Source organism: Leisingera methylohalidivorans DSM 14336, assembly GCF_000511355.1.
In the GTDB taxonomy this organism is placed as follows: Bacteria; Pseudomonadota; Alphaproteobacteria; order Rhodobacterales; family Rhodobacteraceae; genus Leisingera; species Leisingera methylohalidivorans.
On sequence record NC_023135.1, the window covers coordinates 319936 to 341493 of the forward strand.

Annotated in this window: 17 protein-coding genes; 8 read left to right on the plus strand and 9 right to left on the minus strand. The window is 63.7% G+C overall.

All coding sequences use genetic code 11. The features are described 5' to 3' along the window. Positions 1 to 45: 45 nt before the first annotated feature. Together METH_RS01670 and METH_RS01675 are read right to left on the minus strand one after the other, a co-directional pair. A complete protein-coding gene (locus METH_RS01670) occupies positions 46 to 1092 on the minus strand; it encodes a rod shape-determining protein (protein ID WP_024088661.1) in 1047 nt (348 codons plus the stop codon). 219 nt (positions 1093 to 1311) lie between these two features. Continuing rightward, positions 1312 to 2046 carry a lysozyme family protein gene (locus tag METH_RS01675; protein WP_245602945.1) on the minus strand — a complete coding sequence of 245 codons (735 nt, stop codon included), beginning with the start codon at positions 2044 to 2046 and terminating at the stop codon, positions 1312 to 1314. Positions 2047 to 2214: 168 nt separating this feature from the next. Here METH_RS01675 and METH_RS01680 point away from each other — a divergent pair, with 168 nt between their 5' ends. Both METH_RS01680 and METH_RS01685 read left to right on the plus strand, forming a co-directional pair. Then, positions 2215 to 3009 (plus strand): 23S rRNA (adenine(2030)-N(6))-methyltransferase RlmJ, encoded by a 795-nt coding sequence (locus METH_RS01680; RefSeq protein WP_024088663.1) that lies wholly within the window; start codon positions 2215 to 2217, stop codon positions 3007 to 3009. Positions 3010 to 3104: 95 nt separating this feature from the next. Next, positions 3105 to 4841, plus strand: a complete 1737-nt coding sequence (locus tag METH_RS01685; RefSeq protein ID WP_024088664.1) for an adenylate/guanylate cyclase domain-containing protein — start codon at positions 3105 to 3107, stop codon at positions 4839 to 4841. A 72-nt stretch (positions 4842 to 4913) separates the two neighbouring features. Here the strand turns inward: METH_RS01685 and METH_RS01690 are convergent, their stop codons facing one another. Both METH_RS01690 and pdxR read right to left on the minus strand, forming a co-directional pair. Then, positions 4914 to 6512 carry a 2-isopropylmalate synthase gene (locus METH_RS01690; RefSeq protein ID WP_024088665.1) on the minus strand — a complete coding sequence of 533 codons (1599 nt, stop codon included), beginning with the start codon at positions 6510 to 6512 and terminating at the stop codon, positions 4914 to 4916. Between the two features lie 242 nt (positions 6513 to 6754). Then, positions 6755 to 8128 (minus strand): MocR-like pyridoxine biosynthesis transcription factor PdxR, encoded by a 1374-nt coding sequence (gene pdxR, locus METH_RS01695; protein WP_024088666.1) that lies wholly within the window; start codon positions 8126 to 8128, stop codon positions 6755 to 6757. Between the two features lie 96 nt (positions 8129 to 8224). Here pdxR and METH_RS01700 point away from each other — a divergent pair, with 96 nt between their 5' ends. After that, positions 8225 to 8890 carry a pyridoxamine 5'-phosphate oxidase family protein gene (locus tag METH_RS01700; RefSeq protein WP_024088667.1) on the plus strand — a complete coding sequence of 222 codons (666 nt, stop codon included), beginning with the start codon at positions 8225 to 8227 and terminating at the stop codon, positions 8888 to 8890. A 47-nt stretch (positions 8891 to 8937) separates the two neighbouring features. On the opposite strand, the gene METH_RS01705 is transcribed toward METH_RS01700, so the two are convergent. Further along, positions 8938 to 10341: an MORN repeat-containing protein gene (locus METH_RS01705; RefSeq protein ID WP_024088668.1), complete on the minus strand. Its 1404-nt coding sequence runs from the start codon at positions 10339 to 10341 to the stop codon at positions 8938 to 8940. A gap of 180 nt (positions 10342 to 10521) precedes the next feature. Between METH_RS01705 and METH_RS01710 the strand changes: the two genes are divergently transcribed. The 4 genes from METH_RS01710 to gltX all read left to right on the plus strand — a co-directional run bounded on the left by METH_RS01710 (position 10522) and on the right by gltX (position 15791). Then, entirely contained in the window at positions 10522 to 12180 is a 1659-nt protein-coding gene (locus METH_RS01710; RefSeq protein WP_024088669.1) for an NAD+ synthase, read from the plus strand. Between the two features lie 179 nt (positions 12181 to 12359). Beyond that, on the plus strand, positions 12360 to 13691 hold the full coding sequence (locus METH_RS01715) for an NAD(P)/FAD-dependent oxidoreductase (protein ID WP_024088670.1): 1332 nt from the start codon (positions 12360 to 12362) through the stop codon (positions 13689 to 13691). Positions 13692 to 13878: 187 nt separating this feature from the next. Beyond that, the gene (locus METH_RS01720; protein WP_024088671.1) at positions 13879 to 14307 is read left to right on the plus strand and encodes a DUF1801 domain-containing protein; all 429 of its coding nucleotides are present in this window, start codon (positions 13879 to 13881) and stop codon (positions 14305 to 14307) included. Between the two features lie 158 nt (positions 14308 to 14465). Next, positions 14466 to 15791, plus strand: a complete 1326-nt coding sequence (gltX, locus tag METH_RS01725) for a glutamate--tRNA ligase (RefSeq protein WP_024088672.1) — start codon at positions 14466 to 14468, stop codon at positions 15789 to 15791. Positions 15792 to 15950: 159 nt separating this feature from the next. Here gltX and METH_RS01730 read toward each other — a convergent pair whose 3' ends face one another. Continuing rightward, the gene (locus METH_RS01730; RefSeq protein ID WP_024088673.1) at positions 15951 to 17144 is read right to left on the minus strand and encodes a DUF2254 domain-containing protein; all 1194 of its coding nucleotides are present in this window, start codon (positions 17142 to 17144) and stop codon (positions 15951 to 15953) included. Next, positions 17138 to 17713: a gamma-glutamylcyclotransferase family protein gene (locus METH_RS01735; RefSeq protein WP_024088674.1), complete on the minus strand. Its 576-nt coding sequence runs from the start codon at positions 17711 to 17713 to the stop codon at positions 17138 to 17140. The genes METH_RS01730 and METH_RS01735 overlap by 7 nt, the downstream gene beginning before the upstream one ends. A gap of 101 nt (positions 17714 to 17814) precedes the next feature. Here METH_RS01735 and METH_RS01740 point away from each other — a divergent pair, with 101 nt between their 5' ends. After that, the gene (locus tag METH_RS01740; RefSeq protein ID WP_024088675.1) at positions 17815 to 18264 is read left to right on the plus strand and encodes an Rrf2 family transcriptional regulator; all 450 of its coding nucleotides are present in this window, start codon (positions 17815 to 17817) and stop codon (positions 18262 to 18264) included. A gap of 20 nt (positions 18265 to 18284) precedes the next feature. Here METH_RS01740 and METH_RS01745 read toward each other — a convergent pair whose 3' ends face one another. After that, positions 18285 to 20810, minus strand: coding sequence for an ABC transporter permease (locus tag METH_RS01745; RefSeq protein ID WP_024088676.1), 2526 nt, complete (start codon positions 20808 to 20810; stop codon positions 18285 to 18287). Further along, the gene (locus tag METH_RS01750) at positions 20807 to 21511 is read right to left on the minus strand and encodes an ABC transporter ATP-binding protein (protein WP_024088677.1); all 705 of its coding nucleotides are present in this window, start codon (positions 21509 to 21511) and stop codon (positions 20807 to 20809) included. Before METH_RS01750 ends, METH_RS01745 begins: the two co-directional genes overlap by 4 nt. Positions 21512 to 21558 lie beyond the last annotated feature (47 nt).

Genomic DNA, 21558 nt, shown 5'->3' on the forward strand with positions numbered 1-21558 from the left:
CTCCAGCCCGCAGTCAGCCGATGCCGTTTTGGCGGGCAGGGGCTGTTAGCTGTCGTAGTCGATGGCGTGGGCCAGCTGCTTTTCGTATTCCAGCGCCTTGCCGGTGCCCAGTGCCACGCAGTTGAGGCTTTCATCCGCAATCGACACGGCCAGGCCGGTCTGTTCGCGCAGGGCCAGATCCAGATCCCCCAGCAGCGCGCCGCCGCCGGTCAGCATCACGCCGCGGTCGACGATGTCGGCGGCCAGATCCGGCGGTGTGGTCTCCAGCGCGGTCATCACTGCTTCGCAGATCTGCTGGACCGGCTCGGCCAGCGCTTCGGCCACCTGCGCCTGAGAGATCTCGATTTCCTTCGGCACGCCATTCAGCAGGTCGCGGCCGCGGATCTGCATCGACTGGCCGCGGCCGTCGTCCGGCATCCGGGCGGTGCCGATGGAGGTCTTGATGCGTTCCGCCGTGGCTTCGCCCACCAGCAGGTTCTGCTGGCGGCGCAGGTAGGAAATGATCGCCTCATCCATACGGTCGCCGCCAACGCGGACCGAACGGGCATAAACGATATCCCCCAGCGACAGAACCGCCACTTCGGTGGTGCCGCCGCCGATGTCGACAACCATGTTGCCGGTCGGGTCGGTGATCGGCATGCCGGCGCCGATGGCCGCAGCAATCGGCTCGGCAATCAGCCCGGCGCGGCGCGCACCTGCGGACAGCACCGACTGGCGGATCGCGCGTTTTTCAACCGGGGTGGCGCCATGCGGCACGCAGACAATGATCTTGGGCTTGGAGAAGGTCGAGCGCTTATGCACCTTGCGGATGAAGTGCTTGATCATTTCTTCGGCGGTGTCGAAGTCGGCAATCACGCCTTCGCGCATCGGCCGGATCGCCTCGATCGAGCCGGGGGTGCGGCCCAGCATCAGCTTGGCGTCTTCGCCCACCGCCAGCACCTTTTTGACGCCATCCTTGACGTGGTAGGCCACCACTGAAGGCTCGGACAGGATCACGCCGCGGCCCTTTACATAGACCAGCGTATTGGCAGTACCGAGATCGATGGCCATGTCCGAAGTGAACAGACCGCCCAAGTTTCCGAAAAACGCCATATAAAAGGGATCCTGTGAGTGCTGCCATTATACCTTAGGCGACTCCCGGAGGAGCCGCCTGCACCAACCTTATAAGCGGCAGTGCAGGACCGCGAAAGGGCGTATTATGGTGAAACAGCGCCTTTCCGCCAAGTCCACGGTGTCAATACCGGCTTTGTCCTGGCGGCAAGGCCGGGACTGGCACAGGGCCTTGCCTGGGCCGGCAGCAGCGGGGCCAGGTCAACTGGAGAAAATCCGCTTCATTTCAGTATCAAAATGCGACCAGGTCAGGCTGGCGCTGTTGCCGGCATAGCCCTCATAATACGACTTTCCGTTGGACGTCGGCAGCCCGGCCCAGATCTTGGCCAGGTTCAGCATGAAGGTCTTGCGCGGCATTTCTGCCTTCAGGAATGCGCTGTAACCGGCTTCTTCGATCAGCTGATGCGCCAGACGGTCCTGCAGCTCGGGCGAAAACCGCGCCTGCGGCTTCACGCCCTGATGTTTGACCAGCCGCCGGAATGTTGCGGGGATCAGCTGGTAGCGCCCGATGGCATGGGGCTGTCCTGGCGTTGCATTGATCCAGGCGTTGATCTCGGCAACAGTCATCTGGGTAGGTTTCTTCGGCGGTTTTCGTTTGGCGCCAAGCTGCACGGCATCATAATTCGCCTTGCCTGCTTCGGCGCTGGCGATCAAAGACAGCAGCTGGCTTGCGCTTGGCGGCGTTCTGAGGGCCGGCGCAAACAGGCTGCCGCCGCTGCGGCCGCGGAACAGGCTGGCGGCACCGGGATCAAGCGACACCGCACCCCGGCCGGTGGCCGCTCCGGGCAGGGTATCGGGCAGCAGGCTGGCGATTGCCTGCGGTGCCGGGCCCGGCGCGGAACCCGGTTGCGGGGCAGAGGCTTTGTGCAGGAAGAACTGGTTGCCGACCAGCGAATAGCCTTGCGCGCTGACCGCTGCCGCTGCGCACAGCAGCATGGCAAGAAATGTAAGGAAGAGGGCAACGGCGCTCGTTCTGAAGGGCATAGGAACCTGCATTCTGCGGTATCTCGACAGGCTGCAGTCTGCCGTGTCGAGGTTGAGATTCCGTTTATCCTGCGGCCGCAGCCCCTTCCGCCCTGCGGGAATTGCCGCTAGAGGGGGCCTATGCTCTCCTATCAGCACATATACCACGCCGGGAATCTGGCTGACGTTCAGAAGCACGCGCTGCTTGCCTGGACACTGGCCTACCTCACCCGCAAGGACAAACCGCTCAGCTATATCGAGACTCATGCCGGCCGGGGCCTCTATCAGCTGGACGCGGCAGAGGCGGTCAAGACCGGCGAAGCCGAACAAGGCATCACACGGGTTCTGGCGGACCATGGCCTGGCAGCGGATCACCCGCTGCACCACGCCCTGACGGAAACCCGCAATCAGCATGGCGGGGCGGCCTATCCAGGCTCGCCGCTGGTCGCCGCCTCTTTGCTGCGCCCGGGCGACGCGCTGCATTTTGCCGAGCTGCACCCGCAGGAAAACGCAGCCCTGCGTGCCGCGCTGAGACCCTGGAAGGCCAAAGTGCATCAGCAGGACGGGTTTGAGCTGGCCATGTCTCTGGCGCCGCCAACCCCCCGCCGCGGCCTCATTCTGATTGACCCCAGCTACGAAATTAAAACCGACTATGCCCGTATTCCCGGTATCATCGGCCAGCTGCACAAGAAGTGGAATGTGGGGATCATCGCTTTGTGGTATCCGATCCTCAAGGACGGCGCCCATACACAGATGCTGACGGCGCTGGAGGCGCAAGGCCTGCCTGGCGCGTTGCGCCACGAGGTCTCCTTTCCGCCGGTCCGTGACGGGCACCGGATGATTGGCAGCGGCATGTTTGTGGTCAACGCCCCCTATGGCATCGAAGAAGAGGCCGCCCGGCTGTCGGCGCTGTTCGAAGGGATTTCCCGCAAGTAACCGCGCACCGCCCGCCTCTCCATTGAAGGCCGACTGCGGTATTTAAGTGGATTTCGGATCTCCGCAGGCTAGAATTCTGGCAGAAGGAGTGCCGAATGGAACGCAGGCTGGCCGCCGTGCTGGCGGCGGATATGGTTGGCTACAGCCGCCTGATGGACGCGGATGAGCAAGGCACGCTTGCCCGTTTGCGGACCCACAGGATCGAGCTGATCGACCCTTCGATCGCCAAAAACCGCGGCTCCATCATCAAGACGACCGGCGACGGGATGCTGGTGGAATTCGCCAGCGTGTCGGATGCAGTGGGCTGTGCCGCCGAGGTGCAGGGCCGGATGCGCAAGCGCAATGCGGACGTGGCGCCGGACCAGCGCATTCAGTTTCGGGTCGGAATCAACCTTGGTGACATTATCTTTGAGGACGGCGACATCTACGGCAGCGGCGTCAATGTGGCGGCCAGGCTGGAACAGACGGCTGGCGCGGGGGAGATCTGCGTGTCCGCCGCGGTCTACGGGCAAGTGCGCAACACGTCCGGGTTGCTGTTTGAGGATCTGGGCGAGCAGACCCTGAAAAACATTTCCGAGCCTGTGCGGATTTACCGTTTGCTGCTGGGCGAGGAGGTGTCCGCCGCGTCACCGGAGGGCGCCGGCAGGCCGGCGTCGGTGGTGAAGCCTTCGATTGCGGTGCTGCCCTTCGCCAATATGAGCGGAGATCCCGATCAGGAATTCTTTGCCGACGGGCTGACAGAGGACATCCTGACCGAACTCAGCCGCCGCCATGAGCTGTTCGTGATCTCGCGCAACTCGACCTTTGTCTACAAGGGGCAGGCGGTGAATGTGCGCGAGGCGGCGGAGAAACTTGGTGCCCGCTACATCGTCGAAGGCAGTGTGCGCAAGGCGGGCAACCGCCTGCGGGTTACCGTGCAGCTGATCGACAGCCGCAACGACTCCCATATCTGGGCGGAGAAATACGACCGCGGCCTGGATGATATCTTTGCGATACAGGATGAGGTGACCTCCTCCATCGTGGCGACCTTGCCAGGGCGGATCGAAGCCTCGCAGCAGGATGAAGTGGCGCGCAAGAAACCTTCAAGCCTTGCGGCTTATGACTGCGTTCTGGCCGCCAAGGTGCTGCATCACCGCAGCACCCGCGAGGACAATGCCGAGGCAATGAAGCTGATCGGCCGGGCGATTGAGCTGGATCCGGAATACGCGCATGCGCACGCTTGGCGCGGCTGTATCCGCGGCCAGGCTTGGGGCTATGGCTGGTGCGACGATCGCGACGCGATGCTGGCGCTGGCCAGCGAGTCGATCGAAAAGGCCGCGGCAATGGATGACAACGACGCGGATGTGCACCGTCTGATGGCGGCGCTCGGGATTGTCCGCAACGATTTGGAGCGGGCGCGCTACCACCAGGAACGGGCCCTGGCGCTGAACCCGAATTACGACCTGTCGGTGGTCCAGATGGGCGAACTGCTGACCTGGACCGGCCGGCCGGAAGAGGGCGCTGAGTGGATCGAAAAGGCGATGCGTCTAAATCCGCATTTTCCGGCCCGCTTCTGGAGCCATCTGGGCAAGGCGCATTTCACCGCCCGGCTCTATGAGCAGGCGTTGTCCGATTTCATGCGGCTGCCGGCGCTGGATGCCGTTCAATCGGCACTGGTGGCCGCCAGCCATGGCTGGCTTGGCAATCTGGAACAGGCCGCAGCATACGCAGGCCACGTCCGCGAGCAGGATCCGGCGGCGGACATTCCCGCCTTGCTGGCCGGACTGCATTATGGCCGCAGCGAGGACGCCGAACATTTCAGCGAAGGGCTTCGCAAGGCCGGGTTTGATTAGGCTGCCTGCCGGGAAAACGAAAAAAGGGCGCCGCACAGGCACCCTTTTCCGGTTTGGCTTGGAAGAAAGGGATCAAGCCAGATCCTTGTAGGAAATCTCGCGTGTATCGGCGCCTTCGCCAACCCGGCCGCGGCGTACGATCAGGCGGTTCAGCGCGTTCACATAGGCCTTGGCCGAAGCCACCACCGTATCGGTGTTCGCGCTTTCGCCTGTGGCGATGATGCCGTCTTCCTCCAGCCGTACTGAAACAGTTGCCTGTGCGTCGGTGCCCTCGGTCACCGCGTGCACCTGATACAGCTGCAGCCGGGCGGTGTTCGGATAGATCATGCGGATCGCCTTGAAGGTGGCATCAACCGGGCCGTCGCCCTCGGCGGTCTCGGTGACGTCCTTGCCGTCGATCTCCATCTCGACTGTAGATTCTGCCGGGCCGCCGGTGCCGCAGACCACTTTCATGGAAACGATCTTGAGGTAGTCGTTCTCGGCGTCCACACCGGTGCGCATCAGCGCGATAAGGTCGTCGTCAAACACCTCTTTCTTGCGGTCGGCCAGTTCTTTGAAACGGACAAAAACATCCTTCAGCTGGTTGTCACCGACTTCATATCCAAGGTGCTCCAGCTTGTCGCGCAGCGCAGCGCGGCCTGAATGTTTGCCAAGCGGCAGGGAAGTGCCGGAGAGGCCCACGTCCTCGGGCCGCATGATTTCAAAGTTTTCGCGGTTCTTCAGCATCCCGTCCTGGTGGATACCGCTTTCGTGGGCAAAGGCGTTTTTTCCGACAATGGCCTTGTTCGGCTGCACCACAAAGCCGGACACGGTCGAAACGCGGCGCGAGATATGCATGATCTTGGTGGTGTCGATACCAGTGTGCCAGGGCATGATGTCATTGCGCGTTTTAAGCGCCATCACCACCTCTTCCAGCGCGGTGTTGCCGGCCCGTTCGCCAAGGCCGTTGATGGTGCATTCGATCTGCCGCGCACCGCCGGCAACTGCCGCCAGCGCGTTGGCGGTCGCCATGCCCAGATCGTTGTGGCAATGGGTGGCAAAGACCACTTCATCCGCGCCCGGTACGGTTTCGATCAGGCGCCTGATCAGGTCGGCGCTTTCCATCGGCGCGGTGTAGCCCACGGTGTCGGGGATATTGATGGTGGTGGCGCCGGCCTTGATGGCGATCTCAATCACCCGGCACAGATAGTCCCACTCGGTCCGGGTCGCATCCATCGGCGACCACTGCACGTTGTCCACCAGATTGCGGGCATGGGTGACCGTTTCGTGGATCTTGTCGGCCATCTCGTCCATGGTCAGGTTCGGGATGGCGCGGTGCAGCGCCGAGGTGCCGATGAAGGTATGGATCCGCGGCTGCGCGGCCTTGCGCACCGCTTCGGCGCAGCGGTCGATATCCTTGAAGCTGGCGCGCGCCAGGCCGCAGATCACGGAATTTTTCGAGCGTTCGGCAATTTCGGACACCGCGCGGAAGTCGCCTTCGGAGGCAATCGGGAAGCCGGCCTCGATGATGTCCACGCCCATCTCGTCCAGAAGGCCGGCAATCTCCAGCTTCTCGTCATGGGTCATGGTGGCACCGGGGCTCTGCTCGCCGTCGCGCAGGGTGGTGTCGAAAATCACGACACGGGATTTGTCGCCGGAGTTCGGGCCGGTAATCGGGGAAGTGTTGGTCATGCTGGTGTCTCTTGTCTCTGTCCTAGGCCCTTTGGGGCATCATAAGCCTTCGATGGCGCGCGTGCGGCAATCCTCTGAGCGGGCGCGCCGGAAGGGCACGCTCAGAGGCGGGCTAGGATCAGTAGGGCGCGCAGAGCGGCACCGCGGGACGCGGCGGCGGCAAGGGGGATATCTGCGCAAATGCTCATGCAGAGGATTTATACAGAGGCAATTGTAAATGAAAAGCCCATAGGCAGAGAATTTCAGCTTTGCTCCACGATCCGCCGCAGCCCGGCAATCTGGTCGGGCAGCGCATCCGGGGAGCCTTGGCAAAATCCGATAAGCAGCCCTTGGGACTGCTTGGCCGGATCATGCGGGGACAGAGGCCTGACGGCATAGCCCGCGTCAACCGCGCGGCGGCAGATCTGCGTGTCGCTTTGTTCGCCGGCCAGATGAAAGGCAATCTGCATCCCGGCATTGTGGCGCTGGAAATATCCCAGCCAATCCGGCCATGCTTCCAGGGCCTCCGCGGCTGCAGCATAGCGTTCCGCATACAGCCTGCGGGCGCGGCGGATGTGGCGGTCATATTGCCCTGAAGCCATGAAGTCCGCCAAGGGCCGCTGCGCGGTGATGGCTGCGCCTGCACTTGGGTGGATGAACAGGGCGCGGAACTGCGGCACCAGTGCGGGCGGCAGGATCGCATATCCCAGCCGCAATGCGTGGGAAAATGTCTTGGAGAACGTGCCCACATAGATGCAACGGCCCTCCCGGTCGAGCGCGGCCATGGCAGGGACCGGCTGCCCGGCATAGCGGAACTCGCTGTCGAAATCATCTTCGATGATCCAGCCGCCCCGGTTCTTGGCCGCTTGCAAAAAGGCCTGCCGCTGCGGAACCGGCAGGGTGCCGCCAAGGGGGAACTGATGCGACGGGGTCAGCAGCGTGACCTTGGCCATCTGCCTTGGAACCTCGGCCCCGCGCGCTCCCGCGCGCAGCCAGCGCACGTCCCAGCCGCGCGCCAGGGCAAACCGCTGGGTCGGAGTGAACCCTGGCGCCTCCAGGGCGATGTCCTCACCGCCAACCAGGAAATCCATCGTCAGTTCCAGCGCCTCGCGGGCGCCGCTGGTGACCAGAACCTGGCCGGCGCTGCATTCGATCCCCCGCCAGCGGGCCGCATATGCAGCGATCTCGCGGCGCAGCTCAGGATCGCCAAAGGCATCTTCCTGGTGGCTGAGGCTCAGCGGATCCATCCTTGCCACACGTGAAACACAACGCGCCCAGGGGCGGGCAGGAAACACCTCCGGGTCCGGTGCGCCGGGCAGCAGCATTCCCGGGGCAGGCGGTGTCACGGCGGGCAAAGACCGGGACGGGGCCTCGGGCGGGCGGATCGGTGCGATATCGCAAACAAAGATCCCCGCTCCGCGCCGGGTTCCGGCGAACCCCTCGGCCACCAATTGGTCATAGGCTGTCACTACAGTGGACCGTGCCACGCCCAGATCCTGCGCCAGCGCCCGGGACGAGGGCAGGCGGGTGCCGATACCCAGGCTGCCATCGCTGATCCGGCGGCGCAGCGCGGTGACGATTTGCAGGTATAGCGGCTCAGCGTTGTTCCCTGACACCATGCCGGAGAGGTCAATCATAGTGGACTGTTCTTTTTGTCTGAAACTGGACGTTAATTGTAGTCCAGTTTGCGCATAGCTGTCCTGGAAAGACAATCAGGAACAAGAGGTCAGCCTATGAGCCAGTCCGAACCGGAAAACGCCCTGAAATCCGAACGCAGCCGCCTGCGGCGCGCGCACGAGCGCGGCCTTTATGACCGCGGCGCTGTCTATCAGGTTCTCGACGCCCTGCCGCTTGCCCATATCGGTTATCAGCTCGATGGGGCCACGTCCGTGCTGCCGACGCTGCAATGGCGCGAGGGCGATCACGTCTATTGGCACGGCTCCGCAGCCAGCCGCGCGATCCGGGCGATGGAAGGGGCGGAGGTCTGCCTGACCGTCACCTGCATGGATGGCTATGTGCTGGCGCGGTCAGCCTTTCACCATTCGGTCAATTTCCGTTCCGTCATGCTGTTCGGAACGGCTGAGAAGGTGACCGATGAAGACGCCAAGGCTGCCAGCCTCAAGACCATGGTGGACCACATCTTCCCCGGCCGCTGGGACGCGCTGCGCCCCATGACCCGTCAGGAGCTGAAGGCAACGGCCCTGCTGCGGATGCCGATTGAGGAAGGCGCCGCCAAGATCCGCAGCGGCCCGCCCAAGGATGACGAGGAAGACTATGCGCTGCCGATCTGGGCGGGCGTGGTGCCGATGGCAATGGAACTGAAGCCGCCGCAGTCCGATCCGGCCAATCTGGAAGGCGTGGCGATGCCGGATCATCTCAGCCGCATCCGCATCGGCTGACCGGATAAAAGGAGGGGCGCTGCACAGCGCCCCGATCCATTTCCGCCTTACCCGCCGTCTTTGCTGACCAATGCACCATTTTCCCAGGTGCCTTCCGCCTGCTGGCCGCTGGCATATTTCATCGTGCCCGGCCCCTGGCGCTTGCCGTTGACAAAGCTGCCCTCGTAAATGTCGCCATTGGCATAAGTGGCCACGCCTTCACCGAAAATCTTGCCTTCGCGCCATTCTCCTTCGTAGGAGAAGCCGTCGGGCATGACGATCTTGCCCTGACCGTGCCGCTGGCTGTCCGCGAACGCACCGGTATAGACCGAGCCATCGGCGTAGGTCACCTTGGCCTCGCCGTGGCGCTGCCCGTCCTGCCAGCCGCCCTCATACCGATAGCCGTCGGCATAGGTCATCACGCCTTGGCCATGGTTTTTGGCATTCTGGAATTCACCGGTGTAGGTGATGCCATTGGGGTAGGTGGCAGTGCCGGTGCCTTCAATCACGCCGGCCACCCAGGCGCCTTCATAGGTGGAGCCGTCGGGATAGGTGATCTTGCCCTGACCCTCGGCCAGATCATCGCGGAAATCCCCTTCATAGACTGAGCCGTCGGGATAGACCGCCTTGCCCTTGCCTTCGATCTGCCCCTTTACCCATTCACCGGTATAGCTGTAGCCGTCCTTCTCGGTGAAGGTGCCGGTGCCGTGGCGCTGATCGTTCTGGAAGTCGCCGGTATAGATATCGCCGTTGGCATATCTCTGCGTGCCGGTGCCATGACGGCGGCCTTTTTTCAGCTCGCCCTCATAGATATCACCATTGGGCTGCATCAGTTTGCCGGTGCCGTGCATCTGGCTGGCGGCCCATTCGCCCTCGTAGACCAGCCCGTCCGAGGTCTCCAGCTTGCCTTGACCCTGCAATTGGCCATCAGCCACGGCGCCTTCATAGACAGTGCCCTCGGCATAGGTGATCCTAGCCTGCCCCTGCTGGCGTCCCGCAACCCAGTCACCGTCATAAGTATACCCGTCAGGCGACGACATCACACCTTTGCCGTGGCGTTCGCCTTCAGCGAAACTGCCCTGATAGCGCACACCGCTGGCATAGACCGAAGTGCCGTCGCCGTGAATTTGCCCATTCTGCCAGCCGCCCTCATAGGTGCTGCCGTCGGCGCGGGTGAGTTTACCCAGACCATGCGGCTTGCCTTGCGCAAACCCGCCCTCGTAGACTGAGCCGTCGGGGAACCGCGCGACGCCATGGCCACGGACCTCGCCATCAACCCAGTCGCCGGTGTACTCATATCCGTTGGGCAGTTTGTAGGTGCCGGTGCCATGTTGCAGCCCGTTGCGGAAGGTGCCCTCGTAGACCCCGCCGATTTCGTCCTGAGTGGTAATGACGTCACCCTCCTGGGCCAGCGCCGGTGCGGCCAGTGCCAGAAGTGTGGAAAGCGCGAATGCGGTGCCGAAACGGGTCATTGAAGCCTCTGCCTGCCCAGGAATTACGGTGCTGCTGCCATATTGGGTTGCTCGCCCGGAAACTAAGCTACCGCAGGCGGGGCCGCAATGTCTTTTACCCGGCCTCCGCGCCTTGCTCTTTTACTTAGCGTTCAATCTGGTAAACGACTCTCAGTGAGTTTTGCAAAGGGCCAAAGCAGCATGGCAGACCGTTTCCGCGTGACACTGGCGCAGCTGAACCCCACGGTGGGCGACCTGGCGGGCAATGCCGTCAAGGCCAGGGATGCCTGGCAAGAGGGCTGCAAGGCCGGCGCCGATCTGGTGGCGCTGCCGGAAATGTTCATCACCGGCTACAACACCCAGGACCTGGTGATGAAGCCGGTCTTTCATCAGGCCGCCATTGCCGAGGTGGAAAAGCTGGCGGCGGACTGTGCCGATGGCCCGGCGCTGGCAATCGGCGCCCCGTGGATCGAGGGCGGGCGGCTCTACAACGCTTACCTGATCCTGAAGGGCGGTAGGATTGCCTCGCGCAGCCTCAAGCATCACTTGCCGAATGAGACCGTCTTTGACGAGGTCCGCGTCTATGACGCCGGTCCCTTGGGCGGCCCTTATGCGGTTGGCAATACCCGCATCGGCTCACCGATCTGCGAGGATGGCTGGCACCAGGATGTGGCCGAGACCCTGGCCGAAACCGGCGCCGAATTCCTGCTGATCCCCAACGGTTCGCCCTATTTCCGCGACAAGATGGAAGTGCGCTTCAACCACATGGTGGCGCGCGCCGTCGAAACCCACTTGCCGGTGATCTACCTCAACATGGTCGGCGGCCAGGACGATCAGGTGTTTGACGGCGGATCCTTTGTGCTGAATCCGGGCGGCGCCCTGGCGCTGCAGATGCCGGTGTTTGACGAAGCCTATGCCCATCTTGATCTGGAGCGGACCGAAGACGGCTGGCACGCGGTCGAGGGCGAAAAGGCGCATCTGCCGGACGCATGGGAGCAGGACTACCGGGTGATGGTCGAGTCATTGCGCGACTACATGGGCAAGACCGGCTTCAAGAAGGTGCTGCTGGGACTCTCGGGCGGTGTCGATTCGGCCATTGTCGCGGCGATTGCGGTGGATGCGCTGGGCGCCGAAAACGTCCGCTGCGTGATGCTGCCTTCGGAATACACCTCTGACGAGTCGCTGGAGGATGCCGAGGCTGTCGCCAAGGCGCTGGGCGTGCACTACGACTATGTGCCGATTTCCGAAGGCCGCAACGCAATCACCAACACGCTGGCGCCGCTGTTTGCGGGCATGGAGCCGGGCCTCACCGAAGAAAATATCCAGTCCCGACTGCGCGGGCTCCTGCTGATGGCGATGTCCAACAAGTTCGGGGAAATGCTGCTGACCACCGGCAATAAATCCGAAGTCGCGGTGGGCTATGCCACCATCTATGGCGACATGAACGGCGGCTACAACCCGATCAAGGATCTCTACAAGACCCGCGTGTTCGAGACCTGCCGCTGGCGCAACGCCAACCACCGCCCCTGGATGAAGGGCCCGGCGGGGGAGGTCATCCGCCCCAATGTGATCGACAAGCCGCCCAGTGCCGAGCTGCGCGAGGATCAGAAGGACAGCGACAGCCTGCCGGACTACCCGGAGCTGGACGCGATCCTGGAAATCCTCGTCGATAACGATGGTTCAATCTCTGATTGTGTTGCGGCCGGGTTTGACCGCGATGTGGCCAAACGGGTCGAACATCTGGTTTATATCAGCGAATACAAACGCTTCCAGTCCGCACCCGGCGCCCGCCTGACCCCAAGCGCGTTCTGGCTGGACCGTCGCTATCCGATTGTGAACCGCTGGCGAGATCCGTCCTGAGTTTCGCTTTAACCCTTTGAAACGGCGTGAATTTCTGCGCGCTAGGTTACGTAAATCAAACCGCTCCGGCGGCAGTAATGCTCTGTCATGCGGCGGAAAAAACACAATGGCGGTATGCGGGGCATAGCGCGTCGCATGGATGCTGGACCGGGGTTTCCACTGCAGGCATAGATGCCTTCATGCCTGGACCAAGACTGCCCCATTTCCAATCCGATTTGGCCCTGCCAAGGGCCGTTGACGCCGTGGTGATCGGCGGCGGTATCATTGGCGCGACCACTGCATTGGAGCTGGCGGAACGCGGACATTCCGTGCTCTTGTGTGAAAAGGGCCAGATCGCGGGTGAGCAAAGCTCGCGCAACTGGGGGTGGGTGCGGATGTCCTGCCGCGACCCGCGGGAAATCCCGCTGATGGCCCTAGCGCTGCGGCTCTGGGAGGGGCTGAACACACGCACGGGCCGGCAGACCGGCTTTACCCGCTCAGGCATCCTCTACACGGCAGAAACCGGCAAGCGCGAGGCGCAGCTGGAACGCTGGCTGCGTAATCTTGACGGCTATGACCAGGGCGTCCGCATGGTCCGCGGCGATCAGCTGGAGCTGCTGATGCCGGGTCATCAGACCAAAACCCGCAGCGGGCTGCTGACGCCGATGGACGGACGGGCTGAACCGCAGATGGCGACGCACGCCATTGCTAGTGCCGCACAGGCAGCGGGTGCAAAAGTCATGACCGAATGCGCAGTGCGCAGCGTCGAGACGGCGGCCGGCCGCATCAGCGGCGTGATGACCGAGCGCGGCCGGGTAGCCTGCACTGCTGTAGTCGTGGCGGGCGGGGCCTGGTCGCGGCTGTTCCTGGGCAACGCAGGTGTGAACCTGCCGCAGCTGAAAGTTCTGAACTCTGTCCTGCGCACGTCACCTGTGCAGGGCGGGCCGGAGACCGCCATCCGCAGTGCCAATCTGGGCCTGCGCAAACGCGCCGACGGCGGTTACACGGTGGCGGATGCCCATGAAAACATCGTTGACATCGTGCCGGACAGCTTTCGCCTGGGCTGGAAGTTTCTGCCCAGCTACCGGCAGGAATGGCGGGCGCTGCAGTTCCGCCTGTCCGACCGCTGGCGCGAAGAGGCGGCCCAGGACCGCCGCTGGCAGCCGAACCAGACCACCCCGTTTGAGTTGTGCCGGGTGCTGGACCCTGCGCCGTCGCAAAAGGCGCTGAAAAGCGGCTGGGCATCGGCGCAAAATGCGTTTCCGGTGCTGCAGGGTGCCGATGTTGTGCAAAGCTGGGGCGGGCTGATCGACGTGACCCCGGATGCGATTCCAGTGATTTCCCAGGCTGATGGGCTGCCGGGTCTGGTCATCGCCACCGGGTTCTCCGGCCACGGCTTTGGCATCGGCCCCGGCGCGGGCAGGCTCGCGGCCGATCTGGTCACCGGCGACAAGCCGGTGGTGGACCCGCATGACTTCCGCCTGTCCCGGTTTGCGGACGGCAGCAGGTTCGGGCCGCAAACCGGCTATTGAAAAGGCGCCGCCGTATTAATTCGGCTGACAGCGCGCCGGCTGATGCCGGCAAAGACTGCCGCCAATGTATGGTGCATCAGATCGCGGGTGCCGGTCCAAGACCGGCAGCAGTGGACCCCAGCAAGGAAGAGCAGGGGGCTGTCAGAAGGGCCGTAATAAGGCAGTATCAGCCCGAGGAGGGCTGCATATGAGCCAGAACAAGACAGTCCCCACCGGTGCCAGCGTTGCGGAATTCCTTTCCGGTGTTGAGCCGGAGCGCAAAGCAGAGGAGGCGCAGCAGCTGGACAGCCTGTTCCGCGAGGTTACGGGGTATGAGCCGCAGATGTGGGGGCCGTCGATCATTGGCTATGGGCGCTACCACTACCGTTATGCCACCGGACGCGAAGGCGATTTCCTCGCCACCGGTTTTTCTCCACGCAAGGCGCGGCATTCGATTTACATCTTGCCGGGCTATCAGAACTACGGTGCTCTGCTGGCGCGTCTGGGCAAGCACAAGCTGGGCAGAAGCTGTCTTTACGTGAACAAGCTCGCCGATATTGACCTGAACGTTCTGGCAGAACTAATCCACGCGGGCCTCAAGGATCTGGACGCGATCTGGCCGGTGCAGCCATTCTGACGAGGGCAGTTCCTTCTTTGGAAAGATACCCGCGCCCGCTGCAGGGCAGGCGGCTTTGCTGCCGGGAGGGGAGGCAAGCGCCAAGGGTGCGTTAATTTTGCTGAAACTGGACAAACCGCGGCCTATGTGACAAGGGGCAGGGCAACAGGAGAACCGTGATGACCACCACCCGTTTTGCCCCGTCGCCCACCGGTTACATCCATGTGGGCAACCTGCGCACCGCGCTGATGAACTATCTGATCGCCCGCAAGGCCGGCGGCACCTTCATTCTGCGCATCGACGACACCGACCCGGAGCGGTCGAAGGAAGAATATGTCGATGCCATCAAGCAGGACCTGGAATGGCTGGGTCTGACCTGGGACAAGGTGGAGCGCCAGTCGGAACGGCTCGACCGTTATGTTGCCGCGGCGGATAAGCTGCGCGGGATCGGCCGCTTTTACGAGGCATTCGAGACTCCGGTCGAGCTGGACCTGAAGCGCAAGAAGCAGCTGAACATGGGCAAGCCGCCGGTCTATGACCGCGCTGCGCTGGCTCTGCCGGACGAGGAGAAAGCTGCCCTGCGCGCGGAGCGCGGCGATGGTGTCTGGCGCTTCAAGCTGGATCACCAGCGCATCGAGTGGACGGATGGCATCCTTGGCGATATTTCCATCGACGCGGCCTCGGTCTCCGACCCGGTGCTGATCCGCGGCGACGGGCAGTTTCTCTATACGCTGGCGTCGGTGGTGGATGACACCGAGATGGGCGTGACCCATGTGGTGCGCGGCTCCGACCATGTGACCAACACCGCGACCCAGATCCAGATCATCGAAGCGCTGGGCGGCACGGTGCCGTCGTTCGCGCACCATTCGCTGCTGACAGGCCCCCAGGGCGAGGCTCTGTCCAAACGCCTTGGTACGCTTGCCCTGCGCGACCTGCGTGAAGCGGGTGTGCAGCCGATGGCCCTGCTGTCATTGATGGCCCGCCTGGGCTCCTCCGACCCGGTCGAGCTGCGCAGCGAACTGGCGGAACTGATCGACGGCTTCGATATCAATCGCTTCGGCGCCGCGCCGACCAAGTTTGATGTTGAGGACCTCTATCCGCTGACTGCCCGCCACCTGCAGTCGCTGCCGCTGGACGCGGTACAGGCAGAAGTGGACGCGCTGGGTGTGCCTGCCGCGAAACAGGCGGCGTTCTGGGACATGGCCAAGGAAAACATCACCACGCTCAAGGATCTGGGCGGCTGGTGGGAGCTGTGCCGCGATGGTGCCGCGCCGCTGGTGGCGGATGAGGACAAGGATTTCATCGCCGAGGCGATGGCGTTGCTGCCGGAAGGCCCGTACGACAGCGAAAGCTGGGGCAAGTGGACCGCTGCCGTGAAAGAGGCGACGGGCCGCAAGGGCAAAGGCCTGTTTATGCCGCTGCGCAAGGCCGTAACCGGTATGGAGCGCGGCCCCGACATGTCGGCGCTGCTGGCGCTGATGGAAAAAGTGCGCGCCCGCGGCTGACCGGTTGCTTCTGAAAGTGGAACAGGGCGGTGCTGCAGAGCACCGCCCCTAAGCTGTGGAACGCTCCCGCCGGATGCGATCCCATGCCCGTCTGGGAAAACTGCCTGTTTCATGCGCCGGAACAAGCGGGAGAATATCTTTTTGCTGGAAACGGAACGTTCAATCCCAGCGCCCGTCCTGCAGTTCCTGGCGCAGGCCCTTGGCGGCCTCGGCCATCTCAGGGTTGGGATGTTCGCCAAGCGCAACGAGGGATTTCTCCATCCAGCGCATCACCGAAGGGGCATCGCTGCCGCAGCGGGCAATCGGCGGAAAGGCGCAGGCCAGCAATTGCGGCGCGGTCACCGGCGGCACATTGACATTGGGATAGGTGGCCTCGCGGGCGTCACTGACCTTATCCGCGGGTGTGTTTTCCCACAGCAGCCGTTCCAAGCGGCCCATGACCTCAACCGCTGTTCCGGGATCATTGACACCGGGTGACAGCGCCTTTTGCGCGGTTTCGGCCAGCAGCGACAGCCCAAAGGACGGGTCCTGATCAAAGCTGCGCACATCGCCGATGTCGATCGCGGCAGAGGCCGCCTTGCAGAACTTGTTGTCGCCGGCGGTGGCCCAGGCGACCGGCTGGCCGCGCAGGATGTATTCGCCCGGTGCCAGCGCCAGGGTGATCTGCGTGCCGGCCTCGGCGGCCAGCTCATCCAGCTGGGCGAGCCCGGCAAAGCGCACAAAGCCGCTTTTGGCGGCGGGAATATCCACTGCGTCTTCGGGTTTGGAATCTTCAAGCGCGCATACCCCGCCCAGGCAGGGCTTTTTTATCCGGGCGCGCAGGCTGGCGCGGGTGCGGTCCTCAATCAGCCGCAGGGTATGGTCCATGCTGCCAAGGCTCGACAAGTGATCAATCCAGCGCACGATGGCGCCAACAATCAGGATCACCACGATGATTGTCAGCCCGAAGACCACCAGCGCGCCCTCAGGCGAATAATAGCGCGCCCGGAACAGGATCACGGCACTCAGCGAATAGATGAACCCGCCCACAAACGTGGCCAGAACCCGGTGGGTGATGGTGTCTTCCAGCAGCAGCCGGTAAACCCGCGGTGTCGCCATCGAGGCCGCAGTACGGTAGGCGCTGACCATGACGTTAAGCGAAAATGTCGTGACTGCCAGCATGCCGGAGGCAAGGATCGTCAGCACCGGCAGCACTGCCTCACGCCCGAAATCTTCGCTCAGGCCATTCGGAAGCAGCGGTTTTGCCAGCGGTGCCAGCAGCAGAAGCAGCAAGGAAAAAAGGGAAATCAGTACAACCCTGAACCAGAGCTGCCGTGCAATCCGGCCGAGGTGCAATAGCGCCTTTTCTAACATGCCCCCGAGACTACCCGGCGGGCGCCTGTGCTGTCGATCAGTTCATCAAACAATTTGCGTTCAGCCGCCGTCACCACCTGGTGCCGCGGATAGCGCGGCGCGGCGCGGTCGTTCAGCACAGGGGCGTCCCAACCATCGGTGGTTGCGACAAAGCCCTGCAATCCAGCCTCGCCAAAGACCCGCAGATAGCCCTGCAGCACCACATCCAGATAACTGAGCAGGATGGGATGCCGGTCCGTAACGCCTTTCTGCTGTCCCGGTGCCACGGCATAAACGGATACTTCCGGCGTTCCCGCCAGCCCATGCTGAACCCTGTCTGAGGCGGGCAGCCGTTCGTAGGCAAATTCCCGTTCGTCCAGCGCAGCCCAGTCTGCCGCTGGCACCTCTGCGATCAGCCCGTCAATCACGCTGTCCCGGCAAGGGACAGCCGACAGAAACGCCACTTCACGCAGGTCCGTATGCACCCAGGCGCGGCGCCAGCCCCGCAGCTGCGCAGGCCGGGCGCCGCCATAGTTATGCGTTGCCGTGTTCACCAGGCTGCCGTAGCCAAAGAAATAGGGGGCTGTCATCTTCTCCGCCTTTCTGCAGTGCTTCCGGTTATTGATGTATGTCAAACCGCTTTTTCCCGCCGTGTGCAATAAGCGATGCACCATAGCTGCGGGAGCGACCCATGCGCATTACCAAAAGGACCAACATTGCCGTGCGGCTGCTGATGTATTGTGCCGCGCATGAGGACCGCCTGGTCACCAAGGCCGAGATTGCCGAATGCTGCAACGTCTCGGAAAATCACCTGGCGCAGGTGATCAACCAGCTGAGCCAGCTTGGCTATCTGACGACCCTGCGGGGACGCAACGGCGGTATAAACCTCGGCAAGCCCGCGGTCGAGATCCGGATCGGCGATGTGTTCCGCGATGTCGAAGGCAGCCTGCCGATGGTAGAATGCTTTGCCGACGCGGACAACACCTGCCCGCTGACCGATGCCTGCCGTCTCAAGGTGGCACTGGCCGATGCCGCGCAGGCGTTTTACACCTCACTGGATGCCATCACCCTGGAAGCATTGGTGTGCGGCAACCACGACCTGATGCGCATCCTGCAGCCGGTGTCCTGCGGCGTCCGCTGAAGCCGCCGCCGCAGGTCAGGTTACTCCCTGGCGCGCAGGATGCGGGCAGGCTTTGCCGCCAGCGGGCGCATGGCAAAGACCAGCCCGGCCAGAAGGGTTGTCAGAATGCCGCCTGAAATCACCATCAGCGCATTGGGCCAGATCACTGCATAGCTGGTCTCAAACACATAGGCATTGATCGACCAGGCCCCGGCAATGCCGGCCGCCAGCGCAACCAGCCCGGCTGCCGCTCCCAGCAGGGCGGACCGCAGCGCAAAGCTCAGCAGGATCTGCTTGCGCGGCGCCCCCAGCGTTTTCAGCAGCGCGGCCTCGTAACGGCGGGCAGGCTCTCCGGCTGCCGCAGTCCCCAGCAGCACCAGGAAACCCGTCAGCAGTGTCGCCGCAGCGCCATAGGCTGTAGCGGCCGCGAGCTGCCGCAGAATGTCAGAGACCCGGTCAATGGCGTCGCGCATCCGGATCGCGGTGATATTCGGCATCGCGCGCGCCAGATCGCGCAGGATCGCGGCCTCGGCCTGTTCTTCGGCATAGACTGTGGCAATGAAACTATGCGGCGCACCGGCCAGGGCGGCCTCGTTCAGCACCATCACAAATCCCATGCCCGCAGTGGAGAAATCCACATTGCGGAAGCTGGTGATGGTGCCGGTGATGTCCCGGCTCAGGATGTTCAGGGTCAGCGTGTCGCCCAAGGACAGCCCCAGTTCTTCAGCCTCTTCCGCGGCAAAACTGATTTGCGGTTCGCCGGTGTAGTCCGCTGGCCACCATGTGCCGGCAGTCACTTCGGTTGCCTCCGGCTGGGCCGCGGCATAGGTGATGCCGCGGTCGCCGCGCACCACCCAGTGATCGCCCGCAACCTCGGCAGCGGACTGGCCATTGATGCGGGTCAGCACTCCGCGCAGCATTGGCGCGTTCTCTACCCGGGTCACGGCCGGATCTTTCCCGACCCGCTCCAGAAAGCCGGGCATCTGGCTGCGCTGGATGTCGACGAAGAAATAGCTCGGTGCCACCTCCGGCAGGTTGCCGGCAATCGCCCGGCGCATGTTGCCATCGATCTGGCCGATGGCGGCCAGAACCGTCAGCCCAAGCCCCAGCGCCAGCACCGCAGGCACCGCGCCATCCCGCGTGCTTCCGATCGAGGACAGCGCCCAGCGAAGGGCAGGGCGCCCGCGCGAGGCAGCGGTGCCGCGGCGTGCCAGGACCCCGATCCCCAGCGCCGCAACCAGCAGCACCATCAGCGCGCCCATCAGACCGCCTGCGGTCCACAGCGTCAGCTGCGCCGAGCCGCTGAACCAGGCGGCCAGCCCCACCAGCGCTGCCAGCGCCAGCGCAGTGGCCAGCAGGTAGCGCGGTGCCGGCAGCCGGGTGCGGCTGGCAAAGGCATCCCGGAACAACGACGCGGCGCGGATGCGTTCCGCCCGCGCCAGCGGCCAGAGCGCAAAAATGAAGGCCGTCAGCACACCATAGACTGCCGCCTCTGCCAGCGCTGACGGGTAAAGGGCAAACACCGCCGGAAATGGCAGCTGCGCCGCAATCAGCGGCCCCAGCAGCACCGGCCCCAGCCCGCCCAGCACCAGCCCTATGCCCACACCAACCAGCGTCAGCACGCCGATCTGCAGAAAGTAGGTCAGGAATACCGTCTGCCGCTCCGCCCCCAAGGTGCGCAGGGTGGCGATTGTGGCGGTTTTGGTCGCCAGATATGCCCGCACGGCGGCGGAAACACCAACCCCGCCCACCGCCAGCCCGGACAGGCCCACCAGCACCAGAAACCCGCCGAGACGTTCCACGAATGAGGTGATACCCGGCGCGCCGTTCCGGGCATCGCGCCAGCGCATGCCGGTGGTTTCAAACAGCCCTTCGGCTTCGGCCTGCAGCCTGTTCAGATCGCTGCCCGCAGGCAGCTCCATCCGGTACTTGGTGTCAAACAGCGTGCCCGGCTCCAGCAGGCCGGACTCTGCCAGATCCCCGGTCCTCACCATGGTGCGCGGCCCCAGTTCAAAGCCCGAGGCTGCAGCATCCGGTTCCAGCGCGATCAACGCCGTCAGTATGAAATCCTGCGTTCCCAGGCGGAATCTACCGCCCGGCCGCAAACCCAGCCGGTCCGCCAGCACCCGGTCCATCACTCCGCCGGGCAGGCCGTCCGCGCCTTCCAGTGCAGCCTCCAGCGGCATCTCCGGCGTCAGCTTCATCTCCCCCTTCAGGGGATAAAGCCCGTCCACCGCCTTGACTTGGGTCAGCCCGCGATCCTCACCCACTGTCGCCATCGAGCGGAACTCGGCGATTTCGGAATACCGAAGCGCTGTCTGATCCAGCCAGGCACGCTCATCACCATTGGCAAACCGATAGGTGAAATTCAGCTCGGCATCGCCGCCCAGGATCGTAGAGCCCTCGCGCGACAGGCCGGCTTCGATCGAGGCGCGGATCGAGCCGATGGCGGCAATCACCCCGACCCCCAAAGCCAGACAAGCCAGGAAAATGCGAAACCCTTTCAGGCCGCCGCGCAGTTCACGCCGGGCAAACCGCCAGGCGAGACGAAGTCTGCCGGTATTCATTCGGCAGCCTCGCGCGCGGCCTCTTCATCGATCCGCCCGTCACGCAGCCGGATCACCCGGTCGCAGCGGGCGGCCAGTTCCGGCGCATGGGTAACCATCACCAGGGTCGCGCCTGAGCGGTCGCGCAGGCCGAACAGCAGGTCCATCACCGCGGCGCCATTGGCCTCGTCCAGATTGCCGGTCGGCTCATCCGCCAGCAGGATCGCGGGCCGGGGCGCCAGCGCGCGCGCCAGTGCCACCCGCTGCTGCTCGCCGCCCGACATCTGCGCCGGGAAATGGCCGGCGCGATGGCCAAGACCAACTGCCTGCAGCTCCGCTTGGGCGCGGTCAAAGGCGTCCTTCACCCCGGCCAGCTCCAGCGGTGTGGCGACATTCTCCAGCGCGGTCATTGTGGGGATCAGGTGAAAGCTCTGGAACACCACGCCCATGTTGTTGCGGCGGAACCGGGCGAGGGCGTCCTCGTCCATTGCGGTCAGATCCTGGCCCAATGCTGCCACGCGGCCGCCGGTGGCCTGCTCCAGTCCGCCCATAAGCATCAGCAGCGATGACTTGCCTGACCCGGACGGCCCCACCAGCCCCAATGTCTCCCCTTGCCGCACATCCAGCGAGATGCCGTGCAGAATCTCTACCGGGCCGGTATTGCTATTCAGGGTCAAAGACGCATCTAACAGATGCAGAACGGGGCTGTCATTGTTGGTCATCTGGCCTGCCTGTTGGGTCCACCTATCGGATATGGAGTGTTTGCAGC

Excerpts from the sequence above, each read along its gene's own strand:
- METH_RS01670 (WP_024088661.1), bottom strand. The coding sequence starts at position 1,092 with ATGGCGTTTTTCGGAAACTTGGGCGGTCTGTTCACTTCGGACATGGCC.
- METH_RS01675 (WP_245602945.1), bottom strand. The coding sequence starts at position 2,046 with ATGCTGCTGTGCGCAGCGGCAGCGGTCAGCGCGCAAGGCTATTCGCTG.
- METH_RS01680 (WP_024088663.1), top strand. The coding sequence starts at position 2,215 with ATGCTCTCCTATCAGCACATATACCACGCCGGGAATCTGGCTGACGTT.
- METH_RS01685 (WP_024088664.1), top strand. The coding sequence starts at position 3,105 with ATGGAACGCAGGCTGGCCGCCGTGCTGGCGGCGGATATGGTTGGCTAC.
- METH_RS01690 (WP_024088665.1), bottom strand. The coding sequence starts at position 6,512 with ATGACCAACACTTCCCCGATTACCGGCCCGAACTCCGGCGACAAATCC.
- pdxR (WP_024088666.1), bottom strand. The coding sequence starts at position 8,128 with ATGATTGACCTCTCCGGCATGGTGTCAGGGAACAACGCTGAGCCGCTA.
- METH_RS01700 (WP_024088667.1), top strand. The coding sequence starts at position 8,225 with ATGAGCCAGTCCGAACCGGAAAACGCCCTGAAATCCGAACGCAGCCGC.
- METH_RS01705 (WP_024088668.1), bottom strand. The coding sequence starts at position 10,341 with ATGACCCGTTTCGGCACCGCATTCGCGCTTTCCACACTTCTGGCACTG.
- METH_RS01710 (WP_024088669.1), top strand. The coding sequence starts at position 10,522 with ATGGCAGACCGTTTCCGCGTGACACTGGCGCAGCTGAACCCCACGGTG.
- METH_RS01715 (WP_024088670.1), top strand. The coding sequence starts at position 12,360 with ATGCCTGGACCAAGACTGCCCCATTTCCAATCCGATTTGGCCCTGCCA.
- METH_RS01720 (WP_024088671.1), top strand. The coding sequence starts at position 13,879 with ATGAGCCAGAACAAGACAGTCCCCACCGGTGCCAGCGTTGCGGAATTC.
- gltX (WP_024088672.1), top strand. The coding sequence starts at position 14,466 with ATGACCACCACCCGTTTTGCCCCGTCGCCCACCGGTTACATCCATGTG.
- METH_RS01730 (WP_024088673.1), bottom strand. The coding sequence starts at position 17,144 with ATGTTAGAAAAGGCGCTATTGCACCTCGGCCGGATTGCACGGCAGCTC.
- METH_RS01735 (WP_024088674.1), bottom strand. The coding sequence starts at position 17,713 with ATGACAGCCCCCTATTTCTTTGGCTACGGCAGCCTGGTGAACACGGCA.
- METH_RS01740 (WP_024088675.1), top strand. The coding sequence starts at position 17,815 with ATGCGCATTACCAAAAGGACCAACATTGCCGTGCGGCTGCTGATGTAT.
- METH_RS01745 (WP_024088676.1), bottom strand. The coding sequence starts at position 20,810 with ATGAATACCGGCAGACTTCGTCTCGCCTGGCGGTTTGCCCGGCGTGAA.
- METH_RS01750 (WP_024088677.1), bottom strand. The coding sequence starts at position 21,511 with ATGACCAACAATGACAGCCCCGTTCTGCATCTGTTAGATGCGTCTTTG.